A 12,621-nucleotide genomic window follows, 5' to 3' on the forward strand; every position below is an offset into this window, starting at 1 on the left:
CCCTGTGGGAGCGAGCTTGCTCGCGAAAGCGGCGTGTCAGTCAGCATCGATGTTGAATGATCACTTGCCTTCGCGGGCAAGTCGAATCGTCGCACGACCGCTCCTACGGTTGAGCCAGAAAATTGCTGATTACGTTGACCAGGACGGGTGAAAAAGGCTGCAGACATTGCGCAGCATCCGGTGTTTTCAGATCCTCCAGGAGCAAACCCAGGAACTCTTCATCTTCAAACTGCAAGTCTTCGGGAGGCACGCTCTGGCTATAAATGAGTGCATCGACCAACGCTTTGCGTTTACCGACAAGGCCTCTATTACTTTCTTCGGTATGACCCAGGTTCAATGCCTCAATAGCAACCCTGGCCCGTTCGGTTTGTCCCATTACCAGTCCGGACAAGTAGAACTTCAGTTCGGTTTCGCATTCCGTCATCAACGGCGTGAGTGGCAAATGTCGTGTACCGCGACCATGACCACATTGATTGGGGCGCTGGCAACTGGCGACGATGTTGGAAAAATCCAAAGTCCGATTCGGCGCACGATCCTGGACTTCAAGATGTTCGTTATGGGCGTCATCAATCGTGATCGACTGACAGCAATACGCACATAAACCGTATTGTTCCGAGATACACGATGAACGGATGGACCGGCTCTCTTCCCGTGGTAAGTCCCGGTAACGTAGCGCGTTGTTCGAGCGCTTCCAGCGAGACAGTGATTGGGGCTCCATGCCTTTGTCGATCTTACGCACGGCGCAACTCCAACTTACGGATCAACAATGCAGCCTTCCAGCTCCAGATGCCCCTCTGGGAGCTCAAGTGAAAGCTCGGAAAAAAGGTTCTTCGCTTCGTCCAGATCACCGTCTTGCAAACGCTCCAGCAATCGATTCAAGCGCTGCTGCACTTCGCTGTTGCGGATGTCGGTGTCCATGACTTCCAGCAGAACCTGATTGGCATCCAGTCCATATAGGCCGTTGCGTTCCTGCAATTCCCCATCGTCCAGCACATAAACCAACACATCTTTTGCGTCGCTGATGACCAGCGGTGAATGGGTTGTCAGCACAAATTGGCAATTGGGAAAGGTATCGCTCAACTGCCGAATCAATCTGCGCTGCCATTTGGGGTGCAGGTGCAAATCGACTTCGTCGATCAGCACGATGCCGTCACCTTCCAACGGATTGTCCAAAGACTGATTCATCATCGCCAATCGGCGAGCGATATCGCCAACTAACGCCATCATGGATTTTTCACCCTGCGAGAGCTGGGACACATTGAGTGTTACGCCGTCTTTGTCTATCGCCATGTGCAGGCGCGGCTTACGCTGCACTCTCAGGTTGCTGAAGCCAGGCATAAACGCTGCGATAGCAGAGCGAACCGCCGTCAGTTGACGATCACGGGATGAGGCCTTCAATTGGGAAAGGGTTTTCCAGATGTCGCTGTCGTTGCCGAATTTTTCGGAAATCTCGGCCAACGCGGTATCGGATACGCCAGTTTCATTTTCGCTATCTTCGCGTTCGCGAAACCATTCAAAGAAACGGCGGAAATCCACGCCACGATTCAATGAGTTGTCGTAACCATCCAGTTGGTCGAAGGTATGTTTGGTTCTGATTTTCAGGGGGATTTCCAGAACCGAACGTTCAACCGGGTAGTAGGCGATCAATGGGAGCGAAGCTTTATCATCTGCGGTTAGTTCGTTGCGATAGTGATCCGCAAGGAGACTGACATCGCCTAAGGAACTATGAATATGAGCCTTTCGCCCTTGTCTGCCGCGAGCAATGCCCCACGTGAACAGAGCATCCTCAGGATTTGCATCGGAACGACTTGAGCGTGCATGTGACTCGTCTACTACGCCTATCAGAATTAATGCAGACGAAGCACCGTTCCGAATGTCCTCTTCCGCAAGATAATTGCCATTGCCTTTCTCGGTGCGAATTCTGGCAACCAACCAGCTCAACGAGGTGGCCAGTGACTTTAAAAGGGTGGTTTTCCCGGCGCCGTTATTCCCCACCAGAACCGTCACGTTTGAGGGGTGTTTGGCCGTGGGGGCCAACTGAATGTCCAATTCGGTGAATCGACCGACATCCGAGACCTTGAATCTGTTGATTTCCATTACATCGCCCTTTGGGGGTCAGTCGGTTTGAAGGCTTGAGCGCGCATTATGTCATTCCCGACCACGGATTGATCCGATGCCGTTTAGATACAACGGTTTCGGTCACATCACAACGGTTAGCAATAAAAAGTATTTGCAATGTATGCCCATAAAAATGAGCCAGGGCAAAGGCCTTCAATTGCGTCGGACATTTCCTGCAAACCGTGGCGCACGCCATGAACTGGTGCTCTGTGGACCGTGTCGATAACCTTCCCCAGCCGCTGCAAAATCAGTGGTCGGATGTGGAAGTCCGGTGGTCAGAGATACTCACCAACGCTCGTAAAGCGCATGTCGACATTTTTTATGTCAACATTGCCGCGTTATGGCGGCTGTGCGCGGGAGCACTTTCGAGTGCGCCGGGTATTGGTGGGTTGGCCTGGTCTTCCACACCTGCGTACAGCTGCCTCCCTCATGTGGAAGTGAGATGGGTGGTTTTCTCGACAACCCTCAATGGATCTTCTCCTATGAAAAAAGTAAGTCCCAATCCCCCAGAATCCCCAACCAGTTCCGATCCCCTCGACCCCGTTCCACTATCCGATATCACCGAACCCGCCATCAGCGCCCGCTTGCGCAACCCCCACCACGCCGACCCGGTCAGCCACATCTTCACCATCGTCCCCGGTGTCGACACGGCAACCCTGCTATGCCACGCCTGCGAAACCCTCGCGTCGCTGAATGTCCTCGTCACGGACCTGGCCTGCAAACTGGAAAGCTCCAACCGCAACGTGGCGCTGTCGATTCAGCAGTTGGCCGTCGTGGGCGAGTTATTGGTGAACCGGGCACTGGACAATATCGATCCACTCGAAGGCGCGCCGGCTGTTTAGCTAATAGGCGCACCAATGAAAAGGGGCGACCTCAAGGGGTCGCCCATTTTGATGACTGCCACAGGTGAGTGTGTCCAGTTTATTTACTCAGTGCGCTCAATACCCTATGCGCCACTTTCGCCCGCGCATCATTCGGATAGTTTTTATTGGCCAGGATCACGATGCCAATATCTTTCGAGGGCACGTACGCGACGTAGGCACCGAAGCCACCCGTTGAGCCGGTTTTATTGACCAGCACAGCGTCCGTTTGTGGTTGCGGCGGATTCAGCCAGCGGACTTTGTGAGCTTCCATCGCCATCTGCGTCGAGTTGCCGGCGAGCAACTGATCAAGCGTGACCGGATAGTTGTAGAGCTCCCAGCCCAATCCCTGAGTCATCTCACCGACCTGGTAATACCCCGTGTGTGTGGTGGCGATTGCCCGTTGCAGCGGTGCTTCAAGCCCTGCCGGATTCATGTTCAGCTGAACATAACGCAGCAGATCCGCCGCACTGGTCTTCACCCCATACGCCTCTGAATCCAGCGCCCCCGGCCCGACCCGCACCGGCTTGTCTTCCTTGTCATACCCCTGGGCATAAAGCCCCATCTGATCCTGCGGCACCTTGAGGAAGGTGTGCTTCAGCCCGAGTTTCGGCAGCAGGGTCTTTTCCATCACCTCATCAAACGGCGCGCCCATGCTTTTGGCCGCCAGATAGCCAAACAGCCCCAGGCTCGGGTTCGAATACTGCCGATGGCTGCCAGCGGCGTAGGTCGGTTTCCACTGCTCGAAATAGCCAAGCATCTTGTCCGGCGCATCGGACTCGCCGGGGAATTGCAGTGGCAGTCCACCGGCTGAGTAGGTGCCCAGTTGCAGTACGCTGATGTGATCGAACGCACTGCCGCGCAGCTCTGACAGGACGTTGCTGGCCTTGTCTGACAGGGAAAGTTTGCCTGTCGCCTGGGCGTAGGCGGCGAGGGTGGCAGTGAAGGTCTTGCTCACCGAACCGATCTCGAACAGGGTGTCTTCAGTGACGGCTTTGCCGTTGTCCTTCGAGGCCACACCGTAGTTGAAGTAATGCGGCTGGCCGTTGACGGTGATGGCGACCGCGATACCGGGGATCTGCTGTTGCTGCATCACTGGTTTGATGGCGGCGTTGACGATGGATTCCATACGCTCGTCTGCTACGCAGTGACCGGCGCCGAGGAAAAGTACGAAAGCGCTGTAGGACGCGAATTTGTTCAGATTGTATTCAGGCATGACTGAGCCATTCTCCATGAGTTTCAATGATATTAACCGCTACACGCCGAGCGGCGTTTGAATCCGGGCCGCAGGCGCCCGATGATCGAGATCAAGCGATCGATCTCTCGCGTCGAGAGACTGCTGGTCAGTTCGTCGAACGCGGGCTCGCGTTGAATGAAAATGCGGAGCATCAGGTGACCCGAACCTTCTGCGCATGACCCGCCACCCCATGGCAGCCACAGGCAAGGCGATGACCTTGCAGGACCACCGGGATGCCATTCATGCGCCTGCGCGGATGCCCCTCGACGAAAGCGAACTCGCCCAGATGAAGCGGGCAGGTGGCCTTGTCGCCCAGCACCGCGGGGGTTTTTCCGTTGAGGGTATGTGTGCCTGCGAGTTGGCAGGACACGACCGTGCCACCACTGCTGGTGGAGTCGCCCAGGCAGACGGGATGGGTCATGGTCATCCCCCCGGCATGCGAAATCGAAACGGGTCGATGCCGTGGGTCTGCTGGTTTTTCGCTTTGCGGGCTTCGTCAGGCGGACGGATCATTTGCACTGTGGTGCTGCCATCCTTGCCGGAGTACACCACTGCGCTGACACCACCCTCCTGGTAGCTGGCAATCGTGGCGAGGTTGATTTCAACCAGGGCGCCACTGACGCCGGTATTGCCCAGGCGCCGACCGATATCGTAGCCCTCGTCGAGATTGCCCAACTCGATGCCGGTGCCGTCAATGTTGAGGCCGTGTAGCGCGTTGGTCAGGGCGATTTCGCCGTTGACATTGTCAGTGCTGTCGTAGAACACGCGTACTGGTTTGTCGCCATCGGGCAGGGTTTCCAGCGCCTGTTGCCAACCCGCTTGAAGAGCTTTGGCCTGGAGTGCAGGCTTGAGCAATTTGCCGTTATCGTCCTGCATCGGGACTTTTATCGGGCGATGCAGGTAACCCAGGATTGGAGCCCTGTCGAACTCCTGGACTTGATGGTTGGCCCAACGTACCGGGAGCCATGGGGAAGGTTCGAAGTGGCCGGGCCCTCGGTTGCTCAGGGTTTGCCAGAGGGTGGGGAGTTGGGATTGCCAGTAGGCGGAGGACATGGTGCCGGGACCATTCGGGTTCTTGATCCCCTCGGCTAGTTTGGCGTCTTCATATACTTTTCTGAACAGCGGTGAATGCTTCCAATAAAAAGCCCACAACTTGCCCATGTCGGTGTTTGTGTTTTGGTTATCCTCGGATTCGTTGGTGGTAAAGGGACGGATGTAACGGTCTACTCGATCGGAACGCGTGACTAGTAGGCCGGTCACGCTTGTGTACACCGTCGGTACGACCTGAACATATTGCAATCCAGGTGTGCCGGCCACTCGATAGCCGTTTCGGGTGACATCACCGTCCTCGCTCACAATCAATGCTTGCGGCACCATGGGATTGTCGTCGAAGAACTTGAATAAGCGTTCAATCATGCTTTGGGCATGGGTTGTATTGTCCGCGTCCTGCCACAGGAACAGTGTGACGCCTAAGGTGGCGGCGTTTCGTCCATCCAGAATGTTTGCGGCGGCCCCCGTATCTTCAGGCTGTTTTGGCGGTGCTATCGCGAACACAGGGATCGGCCAATAGGCGACCGAGTCGCTGGCCGAAAAGGTGAAAGCAGCTCGAATAGCAAGTTGATTCGTGTTTGTTCTGGACGTTACTGAGGCCTTGTAATCTTTGGGGTCTCGCGAGTAGATCGATATGAAGTTGTCTGATTTTTCTTCTATTTTTCGCCACACCGATGACTGATACCACCCCTGAACCGCCAAGCCTACCCCTCGTATTTCCAGCGAATACGTCCGGTCTGTCGTCGCACTTTGCTCGGCTGCATCAACGATGACTTTTGTTCTGTAGGCTGAGAGTTGTTCCTTTTCATAAGCTACCTGCTTGGCAAACCAATGCCCGCTGTAGGCCAATACCAAGCCACTCAAAACACTCACGACTCCCCAGCGCATAAAAGTACCCATTTCCTTTGGTTTCAAATCTTCAGCTGGTGTTATGTAAATGACGAACAGCAAAAAACTCAACAAAACGGCTATCAGTATCGCTATTCCCCAGAGGTAGCCTTTCAGGTTAGGTCGCTGTGACTTGTTCTTTTGACGATCCCTCATCGGCCTGTTCCTATTTCCGGGTTGCCGGAGATCAGGTTCGGCGGCGTCAACGACACGAGATCGGTGGAAGGGAATGTGCCTTCTTGGTAATACAAATAGCAGGCCTTCACCAGCGTCCGTGTCTGCGCAGTCAGGCGCGACCATCCTTCCATTTTTTCGACCTCATAGAAGTACCTTTTTTTGTCCATTTTCCAATCCGCAATCGCCACCAACACCTCGCGCATCACCGGATCATCCAGGCACTTCGCCTGCCCAATCGCGATGTCCATTGCCGTCACCCAACGATGGTTTTCCGGACTGCGCAATACCGCCGAGTGATAGCTGTTTTCACTCAACTCTTGTGGGTCGATGTCCATGCGGGCACGGATTTCGTTGGGCGTTTCCTCACGTTCGTAGCGGTAGTGATCTTTGGTTTCTAGCAACGCAATACCGGACACCGCAGTTCGGCGGAAAGCGTGGGTCTGGTCGTCCGGCTCTTTGCCCTGGTTCCAGCGGGCGCGTACGACTTCCACATCGATTCGATCGGTGATGTTCTGCACAAAAATCCATTTGAAGGTCGCGCTGGGGTTGCCCAAAGCAGCGTTTTGCGAGACCGCGTCTGAGCGGTCCTTTCCCGATTCGTGAGTTGAACCGGTCACGACTTCGCCACCGAACATTTGCGGCGCGTGAGGCGGGTACAGTTGTTCGGCATTGATGTTGCGCTCTTGGCCTTTCTGGATCGGTGCTCGCGAGGCCACCGCCGCGGCTGACCAACCACCGGGGTAACGCGGTTCGCCCTTGGCTCGGGTAAGGTCCTGTTGCGGAGTCTTCCCGACGAGCACGGGTTTACCTTCGCGCAGACGCTTGGTCCACAAGCGCTGGTAGAAACGCAAGGATTGCAAAGCGTTCATGGCTGGCTGCCCATCAGGGAGCACGTCCGGTACGCCGTAAGTACCGATACCCTGTACATCATCCAGCGCCACCGTGGTGTCGTCCGGGCAGAAGTACAGATAAACCTTGCCGCGATTGTCGCGCTCGGGAAATACCAGGGTTGTCCCGTCAGCCCCCAAACGCTGACCCTGTTCAGGTGACCATCGCGGGCCGGTACGACCGCCATACCCCGGTACGCCACAACGCGCGGCGCTCAAGGGCGGTTGGGAATGGGGCGATTGGGTGATCTGTTGCACAAGGTTTATCAGCACTTGCAGCGTCTTTGAATTTTTCGGCGTCGTACCTGGCAACACCGAATAAGGCGAGGCCACCATGATTGCGCAGTCGGCGCAGCGTTCGCCCCGATCCACCAGCATCGCTTGAGCAAGCAAAGTGATCAGCGTGCCCTGGCTGTGCCCCATGATGGTGATGGTTTCATCGGGTGAGACGCGGCGAATCTCGCTGACCAGCATCGCCAGCCGGGTCGCCGCCAGCACAAAGTAACGCCTGTTTGGCGCCTTACCCATGAACAGAGAATTATGCATCGTGGGTTGGGCCAAATGGCGCACCCATTTGGCGAAGCCTTCCTCGTACATCTCAAGCAAATTGTTGGTGGCGTTTGAAAAAAAACCGCCGCCCTTGGCGAAGTGACGGTCCAGACGGTTGTTGAACCTGTCCTGGAATTGATCACGTAGCCGGGCTGGATCGCCATTCTCATCGCGCTTGACTTCTCCAGGTTCGGCCCTGTAACCCCAGTAAAACGGGATCATCAAGCTACGCGCTTTGGGATCTTCGGTATCTCGCTGATAGAGATAGGTGTCAGGGTCGTCGATTGCGAACTTGTGCTCATCCTTGCGCTGCTCCAGCGGTAACGCTTTGGCTGCACTGAAATCAGCTCCATACCGCCCCGCCCTGAGATCCGGCCGATCCAGCCGCTCATTAACCCCCTGACACAACCCCGTCTCCACCGACTCATACGATGCCCCCGGATCATTGACACCGTGCAGGAAAATCACCACCCCAGGCAGGTCACCAGGGACTTCCATCCTGCGCTCGGTGGTGCAGTTCGCAATCAAGCGGGTGGTGCTCTGCGCCACTGTGTGAAAGCTCGACTCGCTCATTGACTCTCTCCCGCCGGGCCAGTTTTTCGCTTGGCCTTCACCCGGGCCTGATGCATCACCTCGCGCTCCACCCTCTGCGTCAAACCGGTCGCATCCGTTGAACCTTGCACCACGCTGCCATCTCCAAGCTCGATCTGGTACGCGTGGTCCGCTGCCATTCGGGGGCTCTCGGGCGCATGGCCCGGATAGTGAAAGGCCAGACGTTGCGCCGCTGGATCACGGCTGAAAGAAGGTATGGAAACGCTGTCGCTTTTCGGTCCGACCCAGTCATGGTCGCTGGCATGCACCATGACCTTGTCCTGGGTGCCGATCTCGATGCCGCCACCAATCTTGATGTAGCTGCCGTCGTCGGCCACCAAGCGAATGGTGGGGGCCGTCACGATCACTTCACCTTCGGTGGCCGACAGGTGCAGGTTCTTTTGCGCATTGAGCGCAATGTCATCGTCCTGGGCTTGCACGAGCACCTTGCCGCGATTGGCGATGGCGCTGATGCCTTCATCTTGCGCAAAGGCCGAAATCCCTTTGCCCGCGTTCAATCGCATGGCAGCACCGCTGGTCAATTGCAGGTGGTCCTGAGCCGTTGTGTCGTGGTTCTCACCGGCGTAGTGCACTTGTGAGCGCGGTGTTGCGCTGGCAATGCCCGCCTCGGCGGCCACGGCGAGCAGTGGGTCGCCCGAGCTGTTGCTCTCGGGTGCAGGCCATTGATTCAACGACTGGCGCAGCGTTTCGATGCCTTGGCGATCGACCTGTTGGCCACCACGGGCGGCAGCGGTCTGGCCGAGCGACTGGAACAGTTCGCCGCACTCGCTCAGCAGCTTGAGCAGTTCTTCGCGGTCCAACTGCGAACCCTGCGCACCGTGACGGGCATAGGTGGTCAATAACATGCCTTGGGCCGCTCGCAGAGCGATGGCCGCGTCGGTGCGCAGTTCGGCGCCATTGCCACGGGGCTGGGCTTGTCCATCAGTTCTGGGCGTGGTGAGTTTGCCGAGGTTCAGCGCGGTGGCGTGATGGGTCGTGCCCATGCGGGCGCGCAATGCACCGGGTGTATCGTCGAAAAGCAGTTCGTTGAAGCCGTTGCCTTTGTGTTCCCGGGTCTGGATGCCCGAGAGCGTTCGATTACCCGGTAAACCCGTGGCGTTACTGAAGCGCGGCGGTAAATGGTCAGCGTTGTAGAGTACCGAAGTGACAAGGGGACGGTCGATGTCGCCCCCGAGGAAAGTCACCAGGACCTCCTGACCGATGCGCGGCAAAAACTGATGACCAAAACCGGCGCCAGCACTGGGCATGGCAACCCTTAGCCAGGTGGTGCCGGGTGCAGGATCTTGCCCGCGCTGCCAATGGAAGCGTACTTGTACCCGCGCCAGCGCATCGGTGAAGACTTCCTCTCCTTCAGGACCCACCACGATGGCGGTGAGCGGCCCCGAAATCGTCGGGCGAGGCGTGATGATCGCAGGACGATACGGAATTCTATGGCGCACGCACACGAAGCTATTGTCGTAGCCTGCCGGTTGATTCGATAGATAGTTGTTACTGCCATGGTGCTCGACGCTCAGCAACAGGAAATGGCGATCTGCAATGGGGTCACGATCGTGATCGAAGTGCTGGGTCAACTCGAAGGTGTAACCCGGCAGCATGGCGCGACAGTTGCTGCTGCCCTGAAACGTCTTGCCCTGTACTTCCATGGCTTCCAGTCGATGACGCACCAGCGTCTCGCCATCCGCGGGGATCGCGTGGCTGTAATGACCGGGAAAGTCGTAGATTTCGTAAGGCGGGACCTCACCCTGGACGTTGAGGCTGGGCATGCTGACCGGCAGTGGATTTCGCGGTTGCCGGTAGTCGAATGTCTGAATCGCCATACGACCGGACTGCAAGACCCGGTTGCTGCTCCATTGAGTGATGGAGTCGGCTGTCTCGGTGACCGAAGCACTGTGGTAGCGGATCTGCGGTTGCTGCGGTAACGGCTCGAGGTTGCGGGAATGGTCGGTGATGATCAGCCGATGTCCTTCCTTCGCGTGATCGAAGTAGAAGAACAACCCTTCGCCTTCCAGCAGGCGCAAGACGAAATCCAGATCGTTCTCGCGGTATTGCGTGATGTAGCTGTGGGACTTGAGCGGCGGGTCCAGCCGGAACTCGAAACTGGGCAGCGCTTCATAGTGGGCAAACACCGTGCGAATGATGTCTTCGATCGTTTGCTCTTGAAATATCCGCGAGTCTGAACGGCGCGACAGCATCCACAGCCAGGGACTTAATGTTGCCGAGTAGCGCGCCAGCCCACCGTCACTGCCTTGCAGGCTGAAACGGCTGATATAGCCATGAATATAACGGGCCCCACCGGTCGCCAGTTCAATCTCCAGCAACGCGGGTTGCCCTATCAGGGACTTGAGTTCCAGTCGCGCATCCTGACTGATCAGCGACAACTCGAAACTGAACAGCGTCGACAATCCTTCAGTCCCGGAAAATCGCTCCAGTAGCAGTTCCTGCTGACCGTTGGCCGGGGTGGTCAGCTTGATCAAGCGTCGGTTCTGTGGCGCAAATAGTGTTGTCAGTTCCATTAACAAGTGTCCTACGGCATAAGCAACCGGTGTTCGATCCATGAGCGGTGCACGTTGTGCTCACGGCGAAATACAAACACGGGAATTAAGACGCTTATGAAATAGCTTGTATGTAGGACGCTTCCTTTTTTAACAACCTTGAGCACGAGGCGATACTCAACGCCATCAAGCGCCAGGACCCGGATGCGGCGCGGGCAGCCATGTGGCTGCACCTGACCAATAGCCGCGACCGGTTTCTGGCGGATCGCGGGTAGCCGTTGGTCTACTCGATAGCACCTCATTCACGGCGTTGCTTCCAACCAGTACGGCCCAGATTTGCTGGACCTCACCTGTGAGGTGCGTCATGGCTAACGAATCAACGTTCCAGGGTGGAACACCCACTACCGACCCTGCCAGACCCATACCCGGTACCGATGAGCCAAGCATGGATCAGGATGCACCACCAGGCATGGACCCGACCCGGGATCCGACCGGCGCAGACGCTGATCGGCCTGAAGACTGGATGGATCCGACAGCGGATGAGGACGTGCCTCCGGCAGATGAGCCAACACCGTTGTCCGATGACAGGCGATAACCAGAACCCGGCCAGTGTGCCGGGTTTTTTGTGTCGGGCAGGTTAACCGCGTTATCGTTCATCGTCGGATCGCCGCCCGGACCAAGCCACGCTCCCACAGGTTCCGGGTTGATCCAAATGGTGTGATCGACACAAAACCTGTGGGAGCGTGGCTTGCCCGCGATGGCGTCTGATGCATCAGAGAAGGTCATCGATCAGACACTGGCCCCCTGAATCACCCCCACCCGCCGCTCCAGATTCAACGCCAGCACACTGATCAGCACAATCGCCGAACCAATGAAAACCATCAATGTGGGCTGCTCCGCCAACGCAAAAGACGCAATGCCCATGGCAGTGGGTGGAATCAGGTACAGCGTCATCGTCGCCCGGCTCAAATCCACATGAGCCAACACATACGCCCAGGCCAGATACGCCAGAGCGCTCGGAAACACGCCCAATCCGATCACCGCCAACTGCACATCCACCGGCGCTGCGGCCACCTTGCTCGCCAACCCCGGGAGATAGACCAACAGCAGCAGCGTCCCGAACCAAACCGTGTAACACACCAGCGTCAACCCGTCGTAGCGCCGGGCATGATGTTTCTGCAACGCAAAGTAAAAGCTCCAGGACAGCGCCGCCAGCAGAATCAGCAAGCCGTGGCCATCCATGCTGCCCAGCCCGTGATCGCCAGCGACCACAATCACCACGCCAAGCATGCCCAGGACGACACAGCCCCAGCGCCAGGCACTCACCCGGTCCTTGAACACGAAGCGCGCCAGTAGCGTGCTGAACAAGGGCGTCGATTGCGCCAACACACTGGACGCTCCGGCGCTGACGCCCTGCTGGCCGAAATTCAACGCGACGTGATGCAGGCTGACCGCAAAGAAACCCAGGGCCACCAGCAGCGGCAGATCGCCAAGGCTCGGCAGGCGAATGCCTCGGATCAGCGCGACTACGCCCATGAATGCCGAGGCCAGCAGAAACCGCAGCAACGCCAGATGACCCGGATCATAGGCTTGTAATCCGAGGTGAATGCCGGTCGGGGAATACCCCCAGCAGGCGACGACGAACGCCATCGCCAGGACGATCTTGACGGGGGAGGGGGAGACGGCTGTGAGCGCTTGCATGGTCGGATACCTGTGGGCCTGTGCACCGAGTATCAGAATTCAAACAATTC

At 57.2% G+C, this 12,621-nt stretch carries 9 protein-coding genes and 2 pseudogenes; 3 read left to right on the plus strand and 8 right to left on the minus strand.

Going from position 1 to position 12,621, the window contains the following annotated elements; genetic code table 11:
* Window positions 1-103 precede the first annotated feature (103 nt).
* Together ACA067_RS08145 and ACA067_RS08150 are read right to left on the minus strand one after the other, a co-directional pair.
* Window positions 104-739 (minus strand): HNH endonuclease family protein, encoded by a 636-nt coding sequence (locus ACA067_RS08145; RefSeq protein ID WP_497461318.1) that lies wholly within the window; start codon window positions 737-739, stop codon window positions 104-106.
* Window positions 732-2,097 (minus strand): annotated as a pseudogene (locus tag ACA067_RS08150) (AAA family ATPase). The gene ACA067_RS08145 and the pseudogene ACA067_RS08150 overlap by 8 nt, the downstream one beginning before the upstream one ends.
* A gap of 503 nt (window positions 2,098-2,600) precedes the next feature.
* Here ACA067_RS08150 and ACA067_RS08155 point away from each other — a divergent pair.
* Window positions 2,601-2,960, plus strand: a complete 360-nt coding sequence (locus tag ACA067_RS08155; RefSeq protein ID WP_497461319.1) for a DUF6124 family protein — start codon at window positions 2,601-2,603, stop codon at window positions 2,958-2,960.
* 79 nt (window positions 2,961-3,039) lie between these two features.
* Here the strand turns inward: ACA067_RS08155 and ampC are convergent, their stop codons facing one another.
* The 5 genes from ampC to ACA067_RS08180 all read right to left on the minus strand — a co-directional run bounded on the left by ampC (window position 3,040) and on the right by ACA067_RS08180 (window position 10,897).
* Window positions 3,040-4,194 (minus strand): class C beta-lactamase, encoded by a 1,155-nt coding sequence (gene ampC, locus ACA067_RS08160; RefSeq protein ID WP_497461320.1) that lies wholly within the window; start codon window positions 4,192-4,194, stop codon window positions 3,040-3,042.
* 172 nt (window positions 4,195-4,366) lie between these two features.
* Entirely contained in the window at window positions 4,367-4,636 is a 270-nt protein-coding gene (locus ACA067_RS08165) for a PAAR domain-containing protein (protein WP_497461321.1), read from the minus strand.
* A gap of 2 nt (window positions 4,637-4,638) precedes the next feature.
* Entirely contained in the window at window positions 4,639-6,309 is a 1,671-nt protein-coding gene (locus ACA067_RS08170; protein ID WP_497461322.1) for a type VI lipase adapter Tla3 domain-containing protein, read from the minus strand.
* Window positions 6,306-8,339, minus strand: a complete 2,034-nt coding sequence (locus ACA067_RS08175; RefSeq protein WP_497461323.1) for a T6SS effector phospholipase Tle3 domain-containing protein — start codon at window positions 8,337-8,339, stop codon at window positions 6,306-6,308. Before ACA067_RS08175 ends, ACA067_RS08170 begins: the two co-directional genes overlap by 4 nt.
* Window positions 8,336-10,897, minus strand: a complete 2,562-nt coding sequence (locus ACA067_RS08180; RefSeq protein WP_497462746.1) for a type VI secretion system Vgr family protein — start codon at window positions 10,895-10,897, stop codon at window positions 8,336-8,338. Before ACA067_RS08180 ends, ACA067_RS08175 begins: the two co-directional genes overlap by 4 nt.
* Before the next feature lie 128 nt (window positions 10,898-11,025).
* Here ACA067_RS08180 and ACA067_RS08185 point away from each other — a divergent pair.
* Both ACA067_RS08185 and ACA067_RS08190 read left to right on the plus strand, forming a co-directional pair.
* A pseudogene (locus ACA067_RS08185) lies at window positions 11,026-11,145 on the plus strand (FCD domain-containing protein); the annotation flags it as partial.
* A gap of 89 nt (window positions 11,146-11,234) precedes the next feature.
* Window positions 11,235-11,465, plus strand: a complete 231-nt coding sequence (locus ACA067_RS08190; protein ID WP_497461324.1) for a hypothetical protein — start codon at window positions 11,235-11,237, stop codon at window positions 11,463-11,465.
* A gap of 194 nt (window positions 11,466-11,659) precedes the next feature.
* On the opposite strand, the gene ACA067_RS08195 is transcribed toward ACA067_RS08190, so the two are convergent.
* On the minus strand, window positions 11,660-12,571 hold the full coding sequence (locus ACA067_RS08195) for a DMT family transporter (protein ID WP_497461325.1): 912 nt from the start codon (window positions 12,569-12,571) through the stop codon (window positions 11,660-11,662).
* Window positions 12,572-12,621 lie beyond the last annotated feature (50 nt).

The organism is Pseudomonas sp. LBUM1674, from assembly GCF_059695635.1.